19 protein-coding genes are annotated in these 23,340 nt (G+C 39.6%); 12 read left to right on the forward strand and 7 right to left on the reverse strand.

Going from position 1 to position 23,340, the window contains the following annotated elements; translation table 11 throughout:
• Positions 1 to 60 precede the first annotated feature (60 nt).
• Both B4F91_RS01155 and B4F91_RS01160 read right to left on the reverse strand, forming a co-directional pair.
• Positions 61 to 468, reverse strand: coding sequence for a phosphate ABC transporter substrate-binding protein (locus tag B4F91_RS01155; protein ID WP_286938562.1), 408 nt, complete (start codon positions 466 to 468; stop codon positions 61 to 63).
• Between the two features lie 12 nt (positions 469 to 480).
• On the reverse strand, positions 481 to 1,626 hold the full coding sequence (locus tag B4F91_RS01160) for a porin (RefSeq protein WP_029773454.1): 1,146 nt from the start codon (positions 1,624 to 1,626) through the stop codon (positions 481 to 483).
• A gap of 512 nt (positions 1,627 to 2,138) precedes the next feature.
• Between B4F91_RS01160 and B4F91_RS01165 the strand changes: the two genes are divergently transcribed.
• From B4F91_RS01165 to B4F91_RS01190, 6 genes are all read left to right on the forward strand, one after another.
• Complete coding sequence (locus tag B4F91_RS01165; protein WP_029773455.1) at positions 2,139 to 2,609, forward strand: hypothetical protein; 471 nt, start codon at positions 2,139 to 2,141, stop codon at positions 2,607 to 2,609.
• Positions 2,610 to 2,664: 55 nt separating this feature from the next.
• Complete coding sequence (locus tag B4F91_RS01170) at positions 2,665 to 3,141, forward strand: hypothetical protein (RefSeq protein ID WP_029773456.1); 477 nt, start codon at positions 2,665 to 2,667, stop codon at positions 3,139 to 3,141.
• Between the two features lie 53 nt (positions 3,142 to 3,194).
• Positions 3,195 to 3,893 carry a molecular chaperone gene (locus tag B4F91_RS01175; protein WP_054982169.1) on the forward strand — a complete coding sequence of 233 codons (699 nt, stop codon included), beginning with the start codon at positions 3,195 to 3,197 and terminating at the stop codon, positions 3,891 to 3,893.
• Positions 3,894 to 3,979: 86 nt separating this feature from the next.
• Positions 3,980 to 4,621: a hypothetical protein gene (locus B4F91_RS01180; protein ID WP_167381747.1), complete on the forward strand. Its 642-nt coding sequence runs from the start codon at positions 3,980 to 3,982 to the stop codon at positions 4,619 to 4,621.
• Positions 4,618 to 7,029, forward strand: a complete 2,412-nt coding sequence (locus B4F91_RS01185) for a fimbria/pilus outer membrane usher protein (RefSeq protein ID WP_096042050.1) — start codon at positions 4,618 to 4,620, stop codon at positions 7,027 to 7,029. The genes B4F91_RS01180 and B4F91_RS01185 overlap by 4 nt, the downstream gene beginning before the upstream one ends.
• Positions 7,019 to 7,864 carry a hypothetical protein gene (locus tag B4F91_RS01190; RefSeq protein ID WP_096042049.1) on the forward strand — a complete coding sequence of 282 codons (846 nt, stop codon included), beginning with the start codon at positions 7,019 to 7,021 and terminating at the stop codon, positions 7,862 to 7,864. The genes B4F91_RS01185 and B4F91_RS01190 overlap by 11 nt, the downstream gene beginning before the upstream one ends.
• Here B4F91_RS01190 and B4F91_RS01195 read toward each other — a convergent pair.
• Positions 7,854 to 8,444: a LuxR C-terminal-related transcriptional regulator gene (locus tag B4F91_RS01195; protein ID WP_096042048.1), complete on the reverse strand. Its 591-nt coding sequence runs from the start codon at positions 8,442 to 8,444 to the stop codon at positions 7,854 to 7,856. The two genes, B4F91_RS01190 and B4F91_RS01195, sit on opposite strands and share 11 nt — an antisense overlap.
• Before the next feature lie 405 nt (positions 8,445 to 8,849).
• Between B4F91_RS01195 and B4F91_RS01200 the strand changes: the two genes are divergently transcribed.
• A complete protein-coding gene (locus B4F91_RS01200; protein ID WP_029773462.1) occupies positions 8,850 to 11,072 on the forward strand; it encodes a TonB-dependent receptor in 2,223 nt (740 codons plus the stop codon).
• Between the two features lie 278 nt (positions 11,073 to 11,350).
• Here B4F91_RS01200 and B4F91_RS01205 read toward each other — a convergent pair whose 3' ends face one another.
• The gene (locus B4F91_RS01205; RefSeq protein ID WP_024031852.1) at positions 11,351 to 12,115 is read right to left on the reverse strand and encodes an outer membrane protein assembly factor BamD; all 765 of its coding nucleotides are present in this window, start codon (positions 12,113 to 12,115) and stop codon (positions 11,351 to 11,353) included.
• A 141-nt stretch (positions 12,116 to 12,256) separates the two neighbouring features.
• On the opposite strand from B4F91_RS01205, the gene rluD reads away from it, so the two are divergent.
• The 3 genes from rluD (at position 12,257) to clpB (ending at position 16,639) form a co-directional block, all read left to right on the forward strand.
• A complete protein-coding gene (rluD, locus tag B4F91_RS01210) occupies positions 12,257 to 13,234 on the forward strand; it encodes a 23S rRNA pseudouridine(1911/1915/1917) synthase RluD (protein WP_004587336.1) in 978 nt (325 codons plus the stop codon).
• Positions 13,234 to 13,965: a peptidoglycan editing factor PgeF gene (pgeF, locus tag B4F91_RS01215; protein WP_286938561.1), complete on the forward strand. Its 732-nt coding sequence runs from the start codon at positions 13,234 to 13,236 to the stop codon at positions 13,963 to 13,965. Before rluD ends, pgeF begins: the two co-directional genes overlap by 1 nt.
• 97 nt (positions 13,966 to 14,062) lie before the next feature.
• On the forward strand, positions 14,063 to 16,639 hold the full coding sequence (gene clpB / locus B4F91_RS01220) for an ATP-dependent chaperone ClpB (protein ID WP_004587334.1): 2,577 nt from the start codon (positions 14,063 to 14,065) through the stop codon (positions 16,637 to 16,639).
• Between the two features lie 46 nt (positions 16,640 to 16,685).
• Here the strand turns inward: clpB and B4F91_RS01225 are convergent, their stop codons facing one another.
• The gene (locus B4F91_RS01225; RefSeq protein ID WP_286938560.1) at positions 16,686 to 18,233 is read right to left on the reverse strand and encodes a methyl-accepting chemotaxis protein; all 1,548 of its coding nucleotides are present in this window, start codon (positions 18,231 to 18,233) and stop codon (positions 16,686 to 16,688) included.
• A gap of 616 nt (positions 18,234 to 18,849) precedes the next feature.
• On the opposite strand from B4F91_RS01225, the gene gshA reads away from it, so the two are divergent.
• Complete coding sequence (gene gshA, locus B4F91_RS01230; RefSeq protein WP_286938559.1) at positions 18,850 to 20,436, forward strand: glutamate--cysteine ligase; 1,587 nt, start codon at positions 18,850 to 18,852, stop codon at positions 20,434 to 20,436.
• Between the two features lie 133 nt (positions 20,437 to 20,569).
• Complete coding sequence (locus tag B4F91_RS01235; protein ID WP_024031857.1) at positions 20,570 to 21,181, forward strand: transglycosylase SLT domain-containing protein; 612 nt, start codon at positions 20,570 to 20,572, stop codon at positions 21,179 to 21,181.
• A gap of 61 nt (positions 21,182 to 21,242) precedes the next feature.
• Here B4F91_RS01235 and B4F91_RS01240 read toward each other — a convergent pair whose 3' ends face one another.
• Together B4F91_RS01240 and B4F91_RS01245 are read right to left on the reverse strand one after the other, a co-directional pair.
• Positions 21,243 to 22,511, reverse strand: a complete 1,269-nt coding sequence (locus B4F91_RS01240) for an HlyC/CorC family transporter (protein WP_004587330.1) — start codon at positions 22,509 to 22,511, stop codon at positions 21,243 to 21,245.
• Between the two features lie 61 nt (positions 22,512 to 22,572).
• On the reverse strand, positions 22,573 to 23,340 hold a 768-nt coding region (locus B4F91_RS01245; protein ID WP_288635332.1), incomplete at its 5' end, for a cytochrome C assembly family protein.

Consider the following 23,340-nt stretch of genomic DNA (forward strand, 5'->3'; position numbering starts at 1 on the left):
AGTCAGCTTAACTGACTGGCATTAACCTAATCGGTGGTTTTTTATATCTAGCTACCGCGCTTAAAACGTAGCAACTACCTTAACTTTATCTGTTGCCTTACTGCTGTCTATGTAACCAATTGAGTCGCCATTACTAGCAACAAAATCAATAACAGCTTGGTCAGAATCAAATTTCTCTGGTGGTGTACCTTTACCGGTAAAAACAAGTTTTGACCAATAGGCATTTAATTGGCTACTTGATTTACCAACTACTTTAGAATTGAATTCATCAGCAACAGCGGTACCATTTTGAGTGGCTGGGTTCACTTTATTACCGTTAGCAAATGACTTTGCTTTTCCTAGGTAAATCTTTTTAATAGTATCGCCATCAAGTGCACTTGCATTGCCAGGGTTTACTATTACCGCAACTTCAGCATAGGCGCTAAACGCACATACCGACAGTACACAGGCTAGGATTAATTTTTTCATATTTCGCTCCAATTAGAATACTAAGTCAACGCCGACAGCTACTACATCAGTTTCAATGTTTGTTATGTCGTCATCTAAGCGACTAAAGTCGATTTTAAATGCAGCTGACGGGTGGAAGTCATAACGGGCGCCGATGGTGTAAACATTACTTTTTGCTTTAGAGCCTTCTAATGCTGAATTTATACCTGCATTTAATTGCGGCACAGCTGTAAGTGAATCATAACGGTTGTTATCGTGTTTATCGTCGTTGTTTTCATAGGTAACGTGAACAAGCCACTCATCCATACGATAGCCTAGAGAGGTATAGTATTGAGTCTGCTCAGCTAAAGCGCTGTTATCGACTTCAAACTGAGTATACTCTGCATCAAATAAAATATTGTTGTAGTCAATTGAAAAGCCAAGTGCGAAAAATGCTCCATCGTCTTCATCTACAGCAATGCTATCTGCTTGATCAGTGAAACCCGAGCTGCGAAGAGTTGCCTCTAGGCCATTAAGGGCGATACCAGCATCAGTATCATTTTCAATGTCAATGGTGGTCTCTGCCACAAAATAGGCAACACGTGCGCTAAACCAATCGTAACTAAGTGACCAGTTAAGACCAGCGATATCATTAAGCTCAGTTTCACCATTGACCGACACTACTGCGATATTATCTTCAAAGCTACCATATATGACTTGAAGACTTGAGTCCCAATCACCGATTTGTGATGTATATAGTAAGCTCAACCCTTCGTAAGTAGAAAATGGTAAATTGTAAACCGATTGAGGAGGGCGAACCCAGCGGTAAGTGTAACCTACATCTAGAAAGTCAGAGTATTTGTAAAATGGCGCACGCATTTTACCAGCGCTGAGTTGTACTTCGTCACTAAACTCATAAGTTAAATACGCCCACTCAAAATCTGCATCAAAGTCATTCTCGCCGCGAGCCACAATTTGCGCTGTTGCGCTGAGCTTTTCCTGAAGATCGGCAGATAGTTGTAATGCAAATACACTCTCATTTTTAAATGAGATATCGTCATCATATCCGTATAAAGTTTGATCACTGTCTAGACTTTTGCCACCCACTATAGATGCAAAGCCATTTATACGAACTTCAGCACTCGTGTAACTAGATGCAAGTGCGGCACATATTGCTACTGCTACAGATAGCTTTTTCATATGTATTTCCTATTTGTTATTTAGATGTTGATTTCATGGGGATTATAGAAGTGATTTTAATTTTTATCTAATAATTTTAGCTAGTTACTAAAAAAGAAGTCAGCATTTAGTTTATATTAAAGTTTACAATTGTTAATTTTGAGTTTTTTGTAATCAAAGTTGTTGATTTAATTAAAGTTAAAAATTATTTAAATTTATTAAAGTTGTTCATCTAATAATTTATAAAATAGTAATTGCTGTTTAATTGGTTGTTTATATTTTATTCAACTTATGTTTTGCATGTTTATAAACATTAAACATAGCGCTAAAGCGGACTTTAAGAGAGTGATAATAATAAAGAGGCTACCTTTATCGGTTACTAGTCACTTAAATGTTTATACCAAATGGTATGCTTAGCTACAGTGTATTTAGTCTTACCTTTTGTTTTGTAATCAAATAACAACTTTCTAAACCTGAATTTTAGCTTAACATTACCACTGTATTAGCAAGGTAGTTCAAAGGAAGTGACAGTGATGAAGAGGCTTGCATGGTTAGTATTATGTTGCTTTGCATCCAATGCATACAGTAACGATGAAGTAAGTATTACATTGGTGGGGCATATTTCTCCGGTGTGTGAATTTACCTCACAAAATAATAACCTAGAGTTTTCTTCTAGTGGCGTTGCTAATACAACATTAGAGATTAACTGTAATTCGCCAATGAGAATATCAATGCAGTCTCTTAATGGTGGTTTAAGTCATGAGCAAAGCAGTAGAGTAAGTTCATATAATATTAACTGGTCATTGGAAGGTGCCAACAAAAGTGTGTCTGTATCGGCACAGGCAACCAAATCGACATATAGCTTTAATATTGATGATATCTTATTTGATAGCATTGCTGAAATTCAGTTAACTCTAGATGACCCCTTGATATATGCAGGAAGCTACCAGGATGTGATCCGCATAGAAATGACACCATCAGTAGTATCGGGTGGCGTGCTTTAAACGCACATTTATTTAACAAAACAAACTATATGTCACATGGATAAGGAATATAACAATGAAAAAATTAATCGTAATTTCAGCAATCGCAGCAATCTCATCTGGTTCAGCACTAGCAGATAACTTAAACGTAGGCGGTGCAGTCGCATCCGTATGTGAAGTAAGTAATATTGCAACAAATCACTACTTTCCAACTCTTGCAATGGGGGATACAACAAGCGTTAACTTTGATTTGAAATGTAATGATGTGGATGGTGCAACACTTACTTTAACCACTTCTGAGGGTCATCTTCAAAACGCTGATCATGAAGACAGAGGGATAGGGTACACCGCTCGCTTAACAGCAGGCGCATATGACTTTACTTTGACAGCTGATAATGGCATCAATGATCAAAGCGTTTCTCAAAGTAATGGCGGCAACAATACATTAGCAACGTCGGGCGTTGCAGGAATGATTGACTTAGAAGTAATTGAGACACCGGTATACGCAGGTACTTATGCTGATACTCTAATGCTAACTGTTACAGCAAACTAAAGTTAAATAAAAAGGCAGTGACTATGCACTGCCTTTATTTAGGAGGGAATTCTATGCATGTTTTATTTATCTTTATATTTTGTTTGCTTTCTTTTTCAGTCAGTGCCTTTCAGGTGATACCCATGGTAGCCGATCTCAGCTCGCAGGGGAGTCAGTCACAGCAAACACTTCGAATTACAAACCCATCTGATAAACCATTAACTATTGATGTTTCAGCATTTAATATGAATATAAGTGATACTGGTGTTGAGTCTTTAGAGATAAATGAAGAAGATTTCTTGATTATTCCTATGACAACAATTATCCCACCAGGAAATAGCCAGTCGGTTATTGTTAGATATATTGGCGAACCTATTATTGAACACTCCAAATCTTATCGAATTACCGTAGAACAAGTGTCGGTTGATTTGAACGATAATGCGCAGTCTGGGGTTGGTATGTCACTCAGTTTTCGAACGCTATTTAATGTTGTGCCAGATAACGCTGAAGCAAAACTAATAATCAAAGACAAAAAGCAGTTAGCAGAAAATCAATGGGGTGTGTTGCTAGAAAACCATGGAAATAAATATGTACGCCTTTCTAAAGCTCAGTGGAATATTAAATCTAAGGGTAAAGTGTTAATTTTAGAAGGAATGGATCTAAGTAGAGCCCTATCAGGTAAGATTTTACTTCCAAATTCAAAAAGCAATATTTCAATTTCAATACCAAAAGAGTTTCAAGCTGCTGATAGTGAGTTAGAGGTTATATTCTAATGTTTTGTGTTCAGTGGTTCTCCCGATGTTTAATGATACTAATATGTAGTATTTCTATTTCGGTAGAGGCTCTGGAAGTAACACCTATGGTGATCACATTATCACCGGATAAACCCTCAAAAATACCTTCTAGTTTTATTTACAATCAATTACCTAGAGAGATTGCATTTGATATTGAAGTGTTTGAAATTAATTTTTCTGAATCTAGCCCATCGTTAAAAAAGTTGGAAGATTCTCCATTATGGGTCTTTCCTCCCTCTTTATTTTTACAAGAGGGGCAAGGTCAGAAAATTCAATTTAGGTGGGTTGCTGAGAGTTTTCCGAAATATGATAAAAGTTATCAAGTAAGTTTAGTTGAGCAGCCTTTGGCTTCTAATATTGGTAGTGATACCTCGCAACTTAAAATATTAATGAATGTAAATTTAGTTGTTCATGTAGACAGGGATATATATTCACCTAACTTAAAAATACTGACTTCTAAAATAGAAAGTGGGGAGCTTTTAGCCCAAATCAAAAATGAAGGAGAAGGGGCTGCGCGGCTCAGTGACTATAAAATTAAAGTAACTACAAATAAGTCCGTTGTAACTACTTTTGAAAAACAAGCTTTATTGGAGAAGGGGTACGATGTTTTTTTTGCGCCTTATGCCACACAGACCATAAAAGTTAAGCTACCTGAAAATATTGAGAGCCGTGAGGTAGGGCATTTAAGTTTAGATCTGGTGCAATGAAAACTACAGCAGTGTTCCTCTTCGCTATATTTTTTTTACCACTTAGCGTGTTAGCACAAATAAACCCTTCTAGCAGGACAATTGAACTTAATGTGTCAGTTCAATTAAATAAAAGTCCAATAGGTCAAGTCTCACTTAAAGTCGATAAAGATGATGCACTTTTTTTACAGTGGAACGAGTTAGAGCCACACCTTAGCGAAATTTTACTTGAAGAAAAAGAGAGAGAACTATTTAAGGTATTAAAAGACAATACTTTAGCGGTAACTTCATTAAGGGAACTGGGTTTTAGCGTTGAGTTTGATATGAGCGATTTTAGTTTGGACGTTGTTGTTCCCGTAGAGTTAACTCGCCCACAAAAATTAAGTGCGCAAAAACGAAGGAAAAAGTTAAAGGCTATCGAGCCAGCTAACACTAGTGGTTTTATTAACGCTTATGCAAGCTACGTACATCAAGATGATAAGGAACAGCAGCAAGTTCAAGAGCAATATGCATTACGCTCAGAAATTGTAGCGAGTTGGCAAGGGTGGGTGTTAGAAAATGAATTTGAATATAATAAAATATCGCAGCCTGCTTCATCAAACTTTAAGCGGCAAGGAACTAGGCTTATTCATGATCTACCTAGCTTAGGCATGCGCCTTTCTCTAGGGGATAACTTTAGTTCAGGCGGTTATTTCCAAAACTCCTCTCGCTTGTTAGGTTTTTCAATAGCACATGACTTTTCTCTATTATCAGACAGGCCCATAAGGCCAACCGCTTCACGTAGCTTTACTCTTCAAAGCCCTTCAAGTGTAGAGGTATATGTCGATGAACGAATTATTCAGCGCCTTAATTTGGTTGCGGGTATTTATTCTTTAGATGACATACCTTTGAGCGAAGGCAGCAATAATATCTCTCTAAAAATTACTGATATAGCTGGCGTTGTGCGCTATGTAAACTTTGATGTTGCAACTGGCTTAGATCTATTTGCACAAGGGCAGCTTGAATATGAAATTCACTTAGGCGTTCCTGCTGAAGCTGGCGATAAACTCGAGTATGAACCAGATTCTCCCTTCCTCAGTGCCTATCTGGATTATGGCCTGACCCCAAGTTGGACTGCAGGAGTTACAGCGCAGGGAGATAAATACGCGCAACAAATTGGCTTTAAACAAATCTATGCAGCTCAAATAGGGCAACTGGCATTTGAGGGCGCATTTAGCTTCGCGGAACGCCAAGGATACGCTTACCGTACTGTTTATAGTAGCTATAATATAAGCAACTTAGGAAGTGAGCTAACGCTCGGTTATGAATACAGTTCAAAAGACTTTACAGCTTTAGGTTTTAGGTCTCAAGATACGTTTAATAACCGCTATAGAGAACACTATGCACAGGCGAGTTATAGTTATTATGTTAACGATAGAACGTTAGCCTCTTTTTTTACAAATATTTCCCGAGATCATCAAAGTGTTCAATTTGATAAATCGCTGGGAGTCAATTTCTCAGGCGACTTGGTAAATAGTCAGTGGAGATATACTGCAGGGGCGCAATGGGATGAGTTAAAAGGTGAGCGAGAGTGGGGTATAAATTTATCATTTACCTATAAATTTAATAATCAGCATAGAGTTAAACTATCCCACCAGTCTAGGCGTGATAAAACGAGACTAGAATTTACTCAAGACAGTAATCAGCGTTTTGTCGGTGCTCTGAACTTTCGAGCTGGCTTAGAGAGCAATGAATTAAATAAAACTATCTTTGATTTAAACATGCAATATAACGCAAACCGTTTTGCTGCTAACCTTGAACATGCAAGTTTTTATAAAGATTTAAATGCTCGTTCTGCTTATCATCAAAGTCGTGTAAGCCTCTCATCTAGCATAGCCTTTGCAGATGATGCATGGGCATTTGGAAAGCCTATATACGATAGCTTTGCTTTGGTTAACACCCACAAAAGTTTAGAAAATAAAGTGATTACATTAGGCCGAGTTGAAAATGACTATAGAGCTGATAATAGAGATTTCAAAACCATATTACTTAATGATTTGAGCTCATATGACAATATCAACATTCCTGTAGATATTGATGATCTAGCTCCAGGTTATGATATCGGTTCTGGAATGCTTAGCTTTTACCCAAAATACAAAACTGGGCACAAAGCAATAATTGGCACTGCAGCAAATATTTCTGTTATTGCGACTCTTCGTAGTCGAGACGAGTCACCCTTAGCTTTAATGGTTGGAAAGGCTATTTGCCCAAATAAAGTAACGAGCAAAGAGTATACCTTTTTTACGAACAAGCGAGGTCGTTTTGCAATAACAGGGCTTGCTCCATGTCATTATAAGGTAACTTTACAAAATAAAGATAAAACTACATTTTCAATAGAAGTTCGTGATGCAGAGCAACTTCAAAGAAAAGGGGTTATTTATGTACATTAAAATTGTGTATTTAGCAATAAGTATAGTCTTACTATCTATAGCAAATAGAGTTAATGCTCAGTGCGATGCGAGTATTGGTGAAATAGCGTATTTGTTTGATGACTTATCTTTTTATCACGTAAAATCACAAAACGATGCAGAGAAAACAATTCGAGTAGATACAATAAATACGACGGATTGTACCTTGTATTTTAGTCTTTCTTCGCAAAACCAAGGGGCTCTTAAAGGTAATTCTCAATTTATTAATTACCAAATTCGTTTAGAAAATCAGTTGTTAAGCAAAACCAACAACCAAGTTAAACTTAACAATAATTCAGTAGATATCAGGTTAGTGATCCCTGCAGGGACCCCTGTAAAATCTGGATACTATACAGATAGACTTCAGTTGAAACTCTATGATGAGAACAAGCAAAGTCTTGATGAAGTAGAAATTGAAATAGAAACAAATATTCAACCCCGCACAAGCTTATCTTTATTAGGCTATAACACTTTTTCTAACACTGTTTTTTTAGGGGAGTTGAGGCCAGCAGAAAAATACACCATGTTACCTAGCTTACAAATAGTGACTAATACGGATGTTCAACTTAATGTAACCTCAGAGAATAAAAGTCGTTTATTACACTCTATTTTTAGTAATAAATATGGTATTAGCTATACATTGCAGTTAGGCTCAGAAGAAATTAACTTAGTAAAAGCTTCAAGTCTAAACTTTTCGTATTCTGGCCAGACTGAGTTTTACATTCCGCTTAGCATTCAATTGGAGGACTTCACACGTCAAGCCGCTGGAGAGTATTCAGATGTTATTCGTTTTCAAATAAGCCCACTCAATTATTGACTTTACTTAAGTTTTTTTGGCACCACAGCAATGCTTGTTGTTTGTTTTTTACAGATATTTTTTGATAAATTTTATGTAAATGCACTCTGACAGTGGCTTCACTTATAAATAAGCTATCTGCAATAGCGGTGGAGTGTAGACCGGAGAAAAGCAAGTTTAATACTTTAATTTCTTTACAAGTAAGGTTACTTGATTGCAGGGTGGTTTGCTGTTCACTGGCTAACATTTGTCTCATCCAGCTGTCTGTCACATCACGGGGAAACCAGAGCTTACCTTGTTCAATAGCTTCAAGGCCTTGTTGAAAAAGTGAGTCATCTGAACTTTCGTAAAAAAGTCCCTTTAAATTAGGCCATTCTTTTAAAGCTAATACGTCACTATTTTTTGGAACATCAAAAATAACTAAGCTTTTATAACCGTTATCTTGCATAAACTTATTGATAAGTTCATAAGTTGTGATTACATTAAGTGCTTGGTAATTAACCAATAAAATGTTGTAGTTAGCTGCCACACAGAAAAGTGAAGTATAGTCTGGACTATTAAAGCACTTTATATAGCGTATTGGAGTATTTTTAATATCCATAATTTCTGTCCGTAGATGCAATAGTAATACTATATTGCTATTTTTAGTTAATATCAATCATAGTGCATAGTTCGATAAGCTATACGAAGCTGTGATTAATGTGCTTTATGGAATAATGTTTCCCTTATATGTAAACATAAAAAATTAAAGTGTGGATAACGTGATTACTTTTTAGTAGAAGGCCCATTTTTTTGTTTAGGTTATCCAACAATAATCAAAAATTATAATTGATTTGTACCTATATGTTTATTAAATGAAAATTTTTATACATTTCTTCACAAATATGTAATATAATGCCCTTCCAGAGGAAAGATGCTATTAGGCGTCTTTTTTTATGCCCAAAACTTATTACCCAAGCCAATAAGTTCGCATAACTAAATTATACGGTATCCTTTGGAGAATATTTTGAAACTACGCAAACTCTCACAGTTAAGCCTCGCAATTGTCGCTGCATTAACTACCTCAGTAAATGCTGAAGAAGCTAAAACAACAGCAAAACAAGACGCGTTTGAAAAAATCGAAGTTACAGCTCGTAAACGTACAGAGAGCTTGTTTGAATCTCCAACCGCTATCACATCAATTGGTGCTAACCTAATTGATAAAGCCAATATGAGTAACCTAGAAGATATTGGTAAATACGTTCCAAACTTAAATATCACTCGCTACGGTGTAGGTAATGCGGCGCATGCCTCTGTGTTTATTCGTGGTATTGGTCTACAAGATCACATAATTACAACCGATCCGGGTGTAGGTGTTTATTTAGATGGTGTTTACTTAGGCCGTCAAATGGGGTCAAACTTATCGTTACCAAATGTAGAGCGTGTTGAAGTTCTACGTGGACCACAAGGTACATTATATGGTCGTAATACCTTAGGTGGCGCAGTAAATGTAATTACTAAGCAACCAGGTGATGAAGGGATTGTTTCAACTACAGCTAAAATTGGTAGCCGCGGACGTATTGCTGGCGATGTATACTTTAATAACTCGCTAACAGATGAAGTAAGTATGTCTGCAAGTGCATCATACAAAACGCGCGATGGTGTGGGTGAAGCTGTCAATTTAGCTAACCCAGAAAAAGAAATTGGTGAAGAAGAAGAGTTTAGCGGTCGCGTAGCCCTTAAATGGCAAGCCAATAGCGATTTAGCGTTTACTTTTTCACTTGACGGTGTTGATAACGAGTCGGGTCAATCGCCTTACACTATTGAGCTAACTGAGCCGCTTGATGCAAATGATGTATTTAATGGTGACTTTCCTTTATTAACACAGGATATGATCCCATCTGACCCAGATGATTTAGGCACTACCGTTGCTGGTATTGAATCTACGTCTTACTCAGGGTGGGGTACGTCATTTACTGCTGATTGGGCAATTGATGATACGTACACGGCTAAATTTATTTCAAGTTACCGTACTTCTGAATACGAAGGTGGACTTGATGATGATGCGTCACCTCTTAACTTATCTGAGTTCCCAGAAGAGGGTGGTGCAGACCAATACTCGTTTGAAATTCAACTAAATGCGACTTACGACAATATGGACTTTGTATCAGGCCTTTACTTCTTTAATGAAGATGGCTTTACACGTTCAGGTCCATTTGTATTTAGCCCATTCAATACACCTAATGGTTTATTAAACGATGGTGTTACACCTTCATTTGGTGGCTATGGCGATTTTGAAATTAACCAAGAAACAAATTCATACGCTGTATATTTTAATACAAGTTACGATTTAACAGATGATTTAAGTATTGGTGGTGGCCTTCGTTACTCAAAAGATGAGAAAGATGCAGATGCGATTTTCCCAACATTTGCTGAACGTAAATACGTAAGTGCAGAGTTTGACGCTGTAACATGGGATGTAAACGCATCATATCAAATCAGCAATAACATGAATGTTTATGGTCAAATTCAAAAAGGGTACCAAACAGGCGGTTTCCCTCCACGTCCATTTGGCGGCCCCGATCAGTTTGTATCGTTTGATGAAACTAAAGCAATTAACTACGAAATGGGCTTAAAAGGCCAAGTACATGAAAATGTATCTATGATGTTGGCTGTATTTGTAACTGATTACACTGACCTTGCTTTACCATTTTCTGACCCTACTGCAGGCGGTGGTTTTGTAACGATTGTTGAAAATGCAGGTGAGTCTAAAGCGCAAGGTATTGAGCTTGAAACTACCGTTGCCATTACAGACGATTTCACAATTCGCAGCTCTGTAGGTTACTTAGATTCTGAAATTACAGAAGTAGATGCAGGCGTACAAGGTATTGGTAAAGGTGATTCACCAGCATTAACACCACGTTGGACTGTAATGATTGCCCCTTCTTACTTTATGGATTTAGACAGCGGTGCAACCGTTGCATTTAACGCTAACTACTCTTTCAGAAGCGAAATGCAAGGCCAGTCGGTTTACAATGAAAGCGAGACTATTGATTCGCGTGAATTAGTTGGTTTTAATATTTCTTACACTAACCCTTATGGCGATATGGAAGTAACCTTATACGGTGAAAACGTATTAAATGAGGTTTACGATGTAGGCCGTTTACAGCAGTCAGGTTTTGTTGGTGTAATGCGCAGTAATGACCGTAGCGAGTTTGGTTTAAAATTCAAAAAAGACTTTGAGCTTTAATAACCCGCAATGAGTTAATTAAAAGGTAAGCTTAGGCTTACCTTTTTTTTCACCTGTAAAAAGCAAAACTTAGATCAACAGCGAATCTTTTTGTAACAAGCGCTATACAATCGTGTAGTGCAATTGCTATTGATATATTTAGTGTTGTACGAAGGCTAATCGCTAAGTGTTAAAAAGCGCCACAGGCATCAACTAGCCTTATTTTTAGGCAATAAAAAAGCCCTCAGTGAGGGCTTTTAAACAATCAACATAGGTTTAAATAAAAACCTCTGCCATTCTTATTTGTTAGATTCATTGTATTCACGCGTTAGTCTTGCGTGCTCACTTAAATCTGTCAGACCAAGCTTTTCGTAGCTTTTTTCCATCATCTCAAGTGCAGGCTCTAAATAGCTGCTTTGCGAGTAATGCTCAACAACGTACTTACCACGATTAGCGGCCGCTAGGTAAGCTTCACGTTCGTAGTAGTAATTAGCCACTTTTAGCTCGTAACGCGCCATGCGGTTTAAAAGCCACACTAAGCGACGTTTAGCCTCTGGTGCGTAATCACTCTTTGGAAAGCGTTTTACAAGCGTTGATAAATCGGTAAATGCAACACGTGTACGGTTTGCATCGCGGTCAGCTCTGTCTATGCCAAAATACTCTTGGAAGGCATTTTTATCTGCTTTAATGTTAACCAAGCCACGCATGTAGTACATGTAATCTAAATCTTTGTGGTTTGGGTTTAAACGAATAAAGCGGTCAATGGTCGCTAATGCTTGCTCTGTATTACCTGATTGGTAATGGGCATACACTAAATCCATTTGTACTTGCTTTGAGAAAGGGCCAAATGGGTAGCGTGAATCAATAGCGGTTAATAGCTCAATTGCTCGGGCGTATAAACCTGAGTCGAGTGTTTGTTTTGCATCTTCATACAAAGCGTGTGCAGATTTGTTAGGAACGCGTTGGATATCTTCTTGGTCAGGCGCAGAAGAACAGGCCCCTAAAGTAAGTACAGAAGCTGAAAAAACAATGGCGAATGCACGTTTCCCTATTTTATTTATCATTTTATTTGTTACCTTCGATGTCTTCGGCTAGGCCACGGCGGTAAAACCGAGTAAACTATGCGTATTATATTATGCTTTTATTAAAAGCGATTCTAACCCAGTCAGGCACAGCTTGCACTGGTAAATTGGGTAAAGTTACTAATGTCAGAACAAATTTCACTTCAAGCCGAGGTTCCTACCGAGTTAGGTGGTAAACGTCTAGACCAAGTATTAGCGCAATTGTTCCCTGATTATTCACGTTCACGTATAAAAACATGGATATTGGATGATAAAATCACCGTTGACGGTGAAATCTATAACACACCACGAGAAAAACTACTCGGTGGTGAAGTTGTAAATGTTGAAACCAGCATTGAAGCACCACGCGAATACGAAGCACAAGATATCAAATTAAACATTGTTTATGAAGATGATGATATTTTGGTTATCAACAAACCTATGGGCCTAGTCGTTCACCCAGGTGCAGGTAACCCAGATGGCACAGTGCTAAATGCATTGCTGCATCATTTTCCGGATATTATTAACGTACCGCGTGCTGGTATTGTGCACCGTCTAGATAAAGACACCACAGGCTTAATGGTGGTGGCTAAAACTATCCAGGCGCAAACACACTTAGTTAAAGCACTGCAAAAACGCGAAAACTTTACGCGTGAATACGAAGCTTTATGTAATGGTACTATGACCGCAGGTGGCATGGTTGAAAAGCCGATTGGCCGTCACCCAACGCAGCGTACACACATGGCAGTTCACGAAATGGGTAAGCCTGCCATTACACATTACCGTGTTGCTGAAAAATTCCGTGCTCATACACGTTTACGCCTTCGTCTAGAAACCGGCCGTACACACCAAATTCGTGTTCATATGGCGTATATAAACCACCCGTTAATTGGTGATAGAGCCTACGGCGGCCGTCCGCGCCCACCTAAAGGTGCTACGCCAGAGCTGTTTGAAATGTTACGTACATTTAATCGCCAAGCCTTACACGCAGTAAAATTGAGTATTGCGCACCCTATTACGGGCGAAATGATGACCTGGCAAGCGCCTATTCCAGATGACATGGTGGCAATGACTCAGGTGCTTAGAGAAGATACCAAAGCTAACCCTAACATAGAGTATTAATGGTTTTTTTGTCAGCATCTTGGCCTAATTTAACCTCGGTAGGTACGCTCAGTACCACCCGAGAAGGCGGCGTGTCAAAGCCGCCTTTTAATAGCTTAAATTTAGGCCTACATGTTGATGATGATCCAGAGCACGTGCTAAAAAACCGTGCTTTGGTTGAGCAATCCCTGCCAAACCCGCCACTGTGGCTTAATCAAGTGCATAGCGCCGATGTGCTCTGTGTTGATGCAGATTTTAATTTTCAAACATTACACAGTGCTGATGCGTTGTATACCAAAGTTAAAAATCAGCCTCTTGCTATTATGAGTGCAGATTGCCTGCCTATTCTGTTTGCAAGTCATGATGGCCATGAAGTTGCAGCAGTGCATGGTGGTTGGCGCGGCCTTGAAAAAGGGATCATAAAAAATACGCTTGCCTGTTTTAGCGCGCCTAGTAAGCAAATATATGCGTGGCTTGGGCCTGCTATCGGTGCTGAGCAATTTGAAGTGGGCGCCGAGGTTGCTACGCGATTTATCGCAAAATCCCCGTTGTTTAAAGAGGCGTTTAAATTACAAAGTAATAATAAATACTTGTGCGATATTTACCTAATCGCTCGCATTGAGCTTGAGCAATTAGGCGTTATTAATATTAGCGGAGGCGATTATTGTACTGTTTCTCAGCCATCATTGTTTTTCTCTTATCGGCGAGAAGGTAAAACAGGGCGTATGGCAAGTTTGATCTGGCGCAAATAAAACACTATTTCCCCACAATATTCTTCTTAACACCTTGAACAATTCTATTAACATACCCATTTATTAAGCAATTAGTTTATTAAATAGGTAAACCCTCATGCGTTTAGATAGATTCACAAGTAAATTTCAATCTGCGCTTTCAGATGCTCAGTCGCTAGCATTAGGGCGCGATCATCAATTTATTGAACCCGTACATTTAATGTATGCGCTTTTACAGCAAAATGGCTCTAGCGTGCGCGCCTTGCTTGCACAAGCAGGCGTGAGTGCGGATGAGCTCAACACCAAGCTTTCTCAAGAAATAGAAAAGCTGTTTAAAGTCGAAGGAGTAGGGGGCGACGTACAGCTTTCTAATAATATGGCTTCGCTTATTAACTTATGTGATAAATATGCGCAAAAGCGAAAAGATAAGTATATTTCGAGCGAATTATTTGTATTAGCGGCCTGTGACGACAAAGGCCCTTTAGGTGATATTTTTAGAGCGCTAAATATCACTGCAACTAAAATAGAAAGTGCCATAAAAGCAATTCGCGGTGGCCAAAAGGTCGATGACCCTAACGCCGAAGAAACCCGACAAGCACTTGAAAAATACACCATTGATTTAACCGAGCGCGCAGAGCAAGGTAAGCTCGACCCCGTTATTGGGCGAGATGACGAAATTCGTCGCACGATTCAAGTTTTGCAGCGCCGTACTAAAAATAACCCCGTGCTTATTGGTGAGCCAGGGGTAGGTAAAACGGCCATTGCTGAGGGGTTAGCACAGCGCATTATAAATGGCGAAGTGCCAGAGGGCCTAAAAAGTAAGCGTGTTTTATCGCTAGATTTAGGCGCGCTGGTGGCGGGTGCTAAATATCGCGGTGAATTTGAAGAGCGTTTAAAATCGGTGCTCAACGAGCTGGCTAAAGAAGAAGGCCAAGTGATTTTATTTATTGATGAAATTCACACTATGGTGGGCGCAGGTAAAACCGACGGCGCTATGGATGCTGGCAATATGTTAAAGCCAGCGCTTGCTAGAGGAGAGCTACACTGTGTGGGCGCCACTACGCTTGATGAATACCGCCAATACATAGAAAAAGATGCCGCACTTGAGCGTCGTTTTCAAAAAGTATTGGTTGAAGAGCCCTCAGTTGAAGACACCATTGCCATTTTACGTGGCTTAAAAGAGCGCTACGAGTTACATCACTCGGTGGATATTACCGACCCGGCAATTGTCGCCGCTGCGCATTTATCTCACCGTTATATTAGTGACCGACAATTACCAGATAAAGCTATTGATTTAATTGACGAGGCTGGGTCGTCAATTCGTTTACAAATAGATTCAAAGCCTGAGTCTTTAGATAAGCTTGAGCGCCGTATTATTCAATTAAAACTTGAAGATAACGCTTTAGCTAAAGAAAAAGACGATGCAAGCCAAAAGCGGCGCAGCGAAATGCAGCAGCTCATCACCGACTTAGAAGCGCAATACCGAGAGCTTGATGAAGTATGGAATGCAGAAAAAGCCTCGTTACAAGGCACGCAAGTAATTAAAGCTGAGCTTGAACAAGCGCGCCTTGATTTAGAGGTTGCCCGTCGAGCAAGCGATTTACAGCGTATGTCGGAGCTGCAATACGGAAGAATTCCAGAGCTTGAGCGAAAACTTGATTTAGCCTCGCAAGCTGAAATGCAAGAAATGAGCTTACTAAAAAACCAAGTAGGCGAAGACGAAATTGCAGAAATACTTTCTCGTTGGACCGGGATCCCAGTATCGCGAATGCTGCAAGGTGAGCGAGAAAAACTGTTAAAAATGGAAGAGCAACTTCACAGTAAAGTGATAGGGCAGGACGAAGCAGTTGTTGCGGTCGCGAATGCGATACGACGCTCTCGTGCGGGGCTTGCCGATCCTAATCGACCAATAGGGTCATTTTTATTTTTAGGACCAACTGGGGTGGGTAAAACAGAGCTTACTAAAGCGCTTGCAGGTTTTATGTTTGATACAGAAGATGCCATGGTGCGTATCGACATGTCAGAGTTTATGGAAAAACACGCTGTAGCACGTTTAGTGGGCGCGCCTCCCGGTTATGTTGGTTATGAAGAAGGCGGTTATTTAACCGAAGCCGTTCGCCGTAAGCCTTATTCTGTAATTTTGCTTGATGAAATAGAAAAAGCGCATCCCGATGTATTTAATATTTTATTGCAAGTACTCGATGATGGCCGCCTTACTGATGGGCAAGGGCGTACGGTTGATTTTAAAAATACGGTTATTATTATGACCTCAAATTTAGGCTCAGATATTATTCAAGAGCAAGCGGGTACAAACGACTACGCAACGCTTAAGAGCAAAGTTATGAATGTGCTCGTTAATGAATTTAGGCCAGAATTTATAAACCGTATTGATGAAACCGTCGTATTTCATCCACTTGCCAATGAGCATATTAAAGAAATTGCCGATATTCAGCTTGTTAAATTGCGTGAGCGTTTAACAGAAATGGGCTATCTATTAGAGATCAGTGATGCGGCGCTTGAAAAAATTGCCTCTAGCGGGTTCGATCCTGTTTACGGTGCTCGGCCATTAAAACGAGCTATTCAGCAAACAATTGAAAACCCACTGGCTCAGCAGCTATTAGGGGGGGAGTATAACCCTGGCGATATTGTCGTGATAGATGCAAACGAGCAGGGCCTGATTTTTTCAAAACGCTAATACAGACGCACAATAAGCCGCCAAGCAGGCGGCTTATTGCCTTGCTTTATACTTTAAATGTATAAAGTAGGTTGTTTACTTTTTGAGAGCCGGCAACTAATTCTGCGGCATCTTTAGCAACGTCATAACTTAAAGCTAAGTTTTCGTTACTCACCTCCTTTATATTATCTACATTATTAGCAATATCATGGCTCACCATCTGCTGCTCCTCTGCAGCCGTCGATATACTGTTTGTAAGTAATGCTATTTCACTAATTTGATTGAATATACTATCGAGCTCCTGGTGTGTTTGCTCGGTTGTTTGTACGCAGCCCTCGGCTTGTAGTTTTGTACTTTGCATTACCTTTGACCAATTAACTAATGTATCTTGTATATCTTTAATCGAGCTGTGAATTTGCCCCGTAGCACTTTGCGTCCGAGAAGAAAGGGCACGTACTTCATCGGCAACTACGGCAAAACCACGGCCATGCTCGGCTGCTCTTGCGGCTTCTATTGCAGCATTAAGCGCTAGTAAATTGGTTTGCTCTGCAATACCTTCTATCTCATTCATTACTTGGCCTATTTTATCTGCTTCCTGCGCGAGGTTATTAGCCGTATTGGCTGCATGATCTACGTGAGTTGCCAGCTCAGATACCATTTTTTTGTTATCAGCAATATGTTGTTTTATATCCGCGCAGCTGTGCTGAGTAGAATTAACTTTGTCGGCGGTAGTTGTTGTACTATTCGAAATCTCACCAATAGTGGCGGTCATTTGCGCCATAGCAGTGGCGATTTGTGTAAGCTGTGTGCTTTGCGCCTCGATGCCTTTTTCGGTGAGCGTCGATTTATCATCTAGGTTTTCAGCAATGTTATTAAAGGCATAGGTAGCATCTTTTACGCGCCCCAATACAGTTCTGAGCTTAGCAAGTAACATTTGCTCTTTATAGTCACTCACACTTAGCGGTGAGTTATCGCAAAAAACATAGCGCGAGATAGAGTCAGAATGCTGTTTATAGGTGTTTAATTTAGCAGGGGTTGCCACAAGCTCTTGATAATTTAAGGCCAAAATAAGCACGCAAATTAATACGTTGATAACCGCTGCTATGGTTGAAAAGGCAAACCCACTCATTATTAGCCAGCTAAATACAATGGTTAACGTAAGCATTTGGCGCAAGTGTGTGCGTTCTTTAAAATTAAAAGCGGCTTTACCGCTATGTAATTTTTCGTATAGTTTATGGGCTGTTAAAACATGTTTTTTATCTGGTTTTGTACGTACAGATTGATAGCCAACTAACTGATCACCTTCAAAAATAGGGGTTACAAATGCATCAACCCAGTAATAGCGCCCATCTTTACATCTATTTTTTACTATGGCGCGCCATGAGTGGCCGCTTTTTAGCGTACTCCACATTTCTTTAAATGCTGCTTTGGGCATATCTGGGTGGCGCACAATATTATGATTTTTACCAACGAGCTCTTGGGCACTAAACCCTGCTACATCGCAAAATGCCTTATTTGCATACGTAATGACTCCTCGTAAATCGGTCGTGGATACCAATTGCTGAGCATCACTAAAGTGAACCTCTTCATTTATTAAGCTTTGATTATGACGCATGTTAGTTTTAACCATCCTTTTTAATTAACTTGTCATTGTATTGGGTAAACAAAAGGAGGTGAAGTAAAGGCGCTGCGCTAAATAAAATTGTCATCAAAATTGCGACTTTTTATGATCTATATCAAATACTGCGTTTAAAATGTTAAAGCTTATGAATTGAAATCTATTAATTCAGGGTCTTTATGTTTGGGGCGTGAGGGTTTTTGGTGGCTGAATTTACAGCAGTGTGTTTGGTTTTTAGGCAAGGGGTAAGAGCAGGAAGCGAAAGCTTTGTTCGGTTTTTACTTATTCTTACATGGATGTAAGTCATAAGAATAACGCAGGGCAGTTATCGAGCCCATTAGGTTACAAATATCGCGCTGCGATTGAATCGCCCTTAGTTCAAACAAATTTCAATTCACAAAGGCCAACACGCCCTAGCAAAGCGATTGTATATTAGCGTGAGCAGTGGCAAGATTAGCTTGCTGGTTGATGCTTATTGTATCAAGCGCATGCTCAACAGGGTAAATAGCTAAAAATTTTGAAAAATTATATTGTTCTTAACAATTTAATCTTGAGTATGGGCAATTAGCCCCCATAACCCTAAGATTAAGCCACGTGGCCGAGGAAGCATTTTTTGACTATACATGATTTATCTAGCGCGCTAAACGCGTTATCAGCAACACCGCATCAGCACGCAATTAAAGGGATCAAACGTGGTATTGAGCGAGAGTCGTTGCGTATTAAAGGTAATGGAGCCATTTCCACTTTAGGACATCCTAAAGGCGTAGGTAGTGCATTAACAAACGGACATATTACTACCGACTTTTCAGAGTCACTACTTGAATTTATTACCCCTGTTAGTGAATCAGCGACAGAAACCTTAGCGCAACTAAAAGACCTGCAAAAGTTTACACTTGAGCACATGGGTGATGAGCTTTTATGGCCCATCAGTATGCCATGCTTTATTGAAGATCAAGATGACATCGTACTGGCCCAATTTGGTAACTCAAATACTGCGCGTATGAAAACCCTATACCGTGAAGGATTAAAAAACCGTTACGGTAGTATGATGCAAGCGATTGCGGGTGTTCATTTTAATATTTCTTTTCCAGAAACACTTTGGCAATCTTTACACACCTTAAAGCAAAGTGAGCAAAGCCTAGAAGCATTTATTTCGGATGGTTATTTAGCGCTTATTCGTAATTTCAAACGCGAGCTTTGGTTAATTAGTTACTTGTTTGGTGCCTCACCTGCATTATGTAATTCTTTTTTACAAGGGCGCAAAACTGACCTACCGTTTAAAAAGCTAGGTAAAGGCACACTTTATTTAGAAGTAGGAACCGCGCTACGCTTGGGTGATTTAGGTTACACCAACAGTGCGCAATCTTCATTACGCGTAATGTATAACTCGCTTGATGAGTACGTTGCGGGACTTAAAAAAGCAATCAACACGCCTTCTGACTTATACGGCGATATTGATGACTACACCACAGCAACACCTAGGCAGCTTAATAAAAATATTCTTCAAATCGAAAACGAATTTTATTCGCCCATCCGCCCTAAACGTAATGCTAAAAGTGGTGAAAAACCAACGGATGCATTATTAAGAGCAGGCATTGAATATGTTGAAATTAGAGCGCTGGATGTAAACCCGTTTAGTGAAACCGGCATTGATATAGAGCAAATTCATTTTTTAGATGTGTTTTTAACGTATTGTTTGTTAAAAGACTCTCCAGAAATGCAGTGGAAAGAGCAAGCCCGCAGCACTGAGAATTTAGATACAGTGGTTAATCAGGGGCGTCAGTTAGGTGTTATGCTTAACGACAACAACCAACAGCGTACGTTACAAAGTTGGGGGAGAGAAATTTTTGACCAACTAAGTGAAGTCGCTGAGCATATGGATAAGGCGTATGGAGTAACCTATTACAGCGAAACCATCGCACAAATGGCTACTTGGGTTGATAACCCAGCGCTGACTTTTTCAGGGCGTTATGTGCGCGAGCTAGAAAGTGCGGGTATAGATAACGGTTTATTTGCTATTCAATTGGCTAATAAATATAAGCAAAGCCATGCGCAAGCCAACTACAATGTGTTTTCTAAAGAATGGCTAGAGCAACAAGTTGTTCTCTCGGATAAAGCGCGAGAAGAAATAGAGCGCGCCGACACGCTAAGCTTTACTGATTTTTTAGATGAATATTTTAATGCCAAAGCACCCGCTTAAGTTTTTTTAAGCAAAAAAAACGCAGCCCAAGGTGGCTGCGTAAATATTCTTCAGGGATGAAACAATGCTATACTGCTGCATTCATATACTCAGACCCACGCTTTTTTAAAAAGTTCAGTGAGATCTTATAAAAATGAAAAAAAATGCAATTATTTTATCTTTTGCCCTCTCTTTAGCTGGGTGTGCCACTGCGCCGCCAAAGCAACCTAATGATCTTTGTAAAATTTTTGAAGAAAAGTCAGACTGGTACTTTGATGCAAAAGATGCACAAGAAAAATGGGGCTCACCTAAACATGTTCTTATGAGCATGATGTACCAAGAAAGTTCGTTTCGTCATGATGCCGCACCACCCATGGAGTATTTTTTATGGATAATTCCAACTGGGCGTGCCAGTGATGCTTACGGGTACTCACAAGCAAAAACTCCAACTTGGTCTGACTATATTCGTGAAACGGGTAACAGTGGGGCTGATAGAGATGATTTTGACGATGCAATCGACTTTATGGCATGGTTTGTTTATAAAACACATAAAGTAAATGGTATCTCTAAATGGGATGCTTATGCCCAATACTTAAATTATCACGAAGGGTGGGGCGGTTATAAACGCGGTACCTATAAAAAGAAAAAGTGGCTAATGAGTGTGGCTAATAAAGTAAAACACCGCGCAAGTCGTTATGGTGCGCAGCTTAAACGTTGTGAAGAGGAGCTTGATAAAGGCTGGTTTGAGCGACTGCTTTTTGGCTAACTACATACCTTAAAAGCAAAAAAAGGAGCCATGGCTCCTTTTTTTAATGCATTATTTAAACTTACAACTTACGTTGATTTGGCTTAATTTTTACCTGTTTGATCATATTCTCTTTTACCTCTAACACCTCAACAGGGTAGCCGGCTATTTTAAGGCTTAAATTAGCATCTGGAATATCTTCTAGGTATTCCACAATTAAACCGCTGAGTGTTTTAGGGCCATCAAGAGGAAACTCCCAGCCCATCTCTTTGTTTAAGTCGCGCACGTTAGCGCCGCCATCAACAAGGTAAGAGCCATCGCTTTGTGTGGTCACTTCTTCACTTGGCGTACGTGTTTGCGTGGTAGTAAAATCGCCAACCACTTCTTCAAGAATATCCTCAAGGGTTACGAGACCTTGTATGTCGCCATATTCATCAACCACTATACCAATACGCTCTTTTGATTGCTGGAACTTTAATAGCTGGGTATTTAGGGACGTCCCCTCAGGAATAAAGTAAATCTCACGTACAGCACGCAATAATGACGGTTTATCAAATTGCTCTTTGGTTAAAAGACGAAGAGCGTCACGCGAATGGATAAAACCTACCGCGTCATCAATATTGTCGCGATAAAGTAATACACGGGTGTGCTGAGCATGAGTTAATTGGCGGCTAATGAGCTTCCAATCGTCGTTAATATCAATCGCCACTATTTCGTTACGAGGGATCATAATATCTTCAACGGTCACTTGCTCTAAGTCTAAAATAGAAGTCAGCATGCTTTGGTGACGAGCTGGCAGTAATGCGCCTGACTCATTCACCACTGTTTTAAGCTCTTCTTTACTCATGCTGTGCTCATCTATTTGTGCTGAGCTGATACCAAATAGACGTAAAATACCGTTGGTCATCCAGTTAACAACAACCACAAATGGGAATAGTATTTTGAGTAACCCTTTTAGAATAATAGAGCTTGGAAAGGCTACTTTTTCAGGGTACAACGCAGCAAGCGTTTTAGGGGTTACTTCTGCAAATATTAGTACCACTAGCGTTAACACACCGGTTGCAATACCAATACCTAAATCACCGTATAAACGAATACCAATAATAGTAGCCACCTGGGCAGCAGCGATATTTACAAGGTTGTTACCAATTAATATTAGGCCTATGAGTCTATCAGGACGGCTAAGTAATTTACTGACTCGTTTAGCTGCGCGATGTTCCTCTTTTGCAAGGTGGCGCAAGCGTATACGATTAATTGACATGATCCCGGTTTCTGATCCCGAGAAATAAGCAGAAAAAAGCACCAATAAACCTAAAATGATAAACAAGGTACTTGTCGATATGTCGTCCAACGATGGATCCTTTTTTTATAAACCAATGCGTATTAAGCTAGAGTGAGTTGACAGAGTCAAGTTAAAACTTATTTAACACCACTTCTTGTATAAAACGGCTGCCAAAATAAGCAAGTGTGAGGATAAATGCAGCGACCATGATGGTAATAACCACAGGTTTACCACGCCAGCCTTTTTTCATGTGCCCAAGCGCAACAGTGACAAAAATAACCCATGCGACAAGCGATAAAATGGTTTTATGGATAAATTCTTTTGCAAACATCCCATCTAAAAACACAAACCCTGTTAATAAGGCAAAGGTAAGTAACACCGTACCTAAGTTTAATAGTTGATAGAGCTGACGTTCTACCACCATTAATGGTGGCAAATGGCTATGCACAATTGCTAAATCTTTACGTTTTAAGCGTTTATCAATAAAGTAAAACTGCACGCCGTATAAAGTGGCAATAATTAACACGCAATATGCTAACAGTGATAGCGATATATGTGTGATAAGGCCTATTTCAATATTAAAGCTTTGTAATAAAATATGGTGCGGTATAAACAAACTTGCAATGGTAAGTAGGGCTGCAAAGCCATAGACAACCGGTAACAGCAATGTAGCAGGGAACTTTAACGACACCGCAGTCACCGACACCACAATAACCCAGCAGGTCAGCAGTGCAACATTAACAATGCTTAAATCTTGCCCGTCGGAGCGAAACACCGAATTAACCAACAGCAGCATATGCGCTAGTATAGCCACGGTACTTAAAATAACCGTTACCTTTTGGCTAGGACCTTGTTGATGAAACAGGCGTGTTAACACGTGAGACGTTGCTAACACATA

Origin of the sequence: Pseudoalteromonas sp. UBA6610 (assembly GCF_002433295.1) — a bacterium.
In the GTDB taxonomy this organism is placed as follows: Bacteria; Pseudomonadota; Gammaproteobacteria; order Enterobacterales; family Alteromonadaceae; genus Pseudoalteromonas; species Pseudoalteromonas atlantica.

Bases quoted from the DNA above. Each gene is read 5' to 3' on its own strand.
- B4F91_RS01155 (WP_286938562.1), bottom strand. From the start codon at position 468: ATGAAAAAATTAATCCTAGCCTGTGTACTGTCGGTATGTGCGTTTAGC.
- B4F91_RS01160 (WP_029773454.1), bottom strand. From the start codon at position 1,626: ATGAAAAAGCTATCTGTAGCAGTAGCAATATGTGCCGCACTTGCATCT.
- B4F91_RS01165 (WP_029773455.1), top strand. From the start codon at position 2,139: ATGAAGAGGCTTGCATGGTTAGTATTATGTTGCTTTGCATCCAATGCA.
- B4F91_RS01170 (WP_029773456.1), top strand. From the start codon at position 2,665: ATGAAAAAATTAATCGTAATTTCAGCAATCGCAGCAATCTCATCTGGT.
- B4F91_RS01175 (WP_054982169.1), top strand. From the start codon at position 3,195: ATGCATGTTTTATTTATCTTTATATTTTGTTTGCTTTCTTTTTCAGTC.
- B4F91_RS01180 (WP_167381747.1), top strand. From the start codon at position 3,980: ATGGTGATCACATTATCACCGGATAAACCCTCAAAAATACCTTCTAGT.
- B4F91_RS01185 (WP_096042050.1), top strand. From the start codon at position 4,618: ATGAAAACTACAGCAGTGTTCCTCTTCGCTATATTTTTTTTACCACTT.
- B4F91_RS01190 (WP_096042049.1), top strand. From the start codon at position 7,019: ATGTACATTAAAATTGTGTATTTAGCAATAAGTATAGTCTTACTATCT.
- B4F91_RS01195 (WP_096042048.1), bottom strand. From the start codon at position 8,444: ATGGATATTAAAAATACTCCAATACGCTATATAAAGTGCTTTAATAGT.
- B4F91_RS01205 (WP_024031852.1), bottom strand. From the start codon at position 12,115: ATGATAAATAAAATAGGGAAACGTGCATTCGCCATTGTTTTTTCAGCT.
- rluD (WP_004587336.1), top strand. From the start codon at position 12,257: ATGTCAGAACAAATTTCACTTCAAGCCGAGGTTCCTACCGAGTTAGGT.
- pgeF (WP_286938561.1), top strand. From the start codon at position 13,234: ATGGTTTTTTTGTCAGCATCTTGGCCTAATTTAACCTCGGTAGGTACG.
- clpB (WP_004587334.1), top strand. From the start codon at position 14,063: ATGCGTTTAGATAGATTCACAAGTAAATTTCAATCTGCGCTTTCAGAT.
- B4F91_RS01225 (WP_286938560.1), bottom strand. From the start codon at position 18,233: ATGCGTCATAATCAAAGCTTAATAAATGAAGAGGTTCACTTTAGTGAT.
- B4F91_RS01235 (WP_024031857.1), top strand. From the start codon at position 20,570: ATGAAAAAAAATGCAATTATTTTATCTTTTGCCCTCTCTTTAGCTGGG.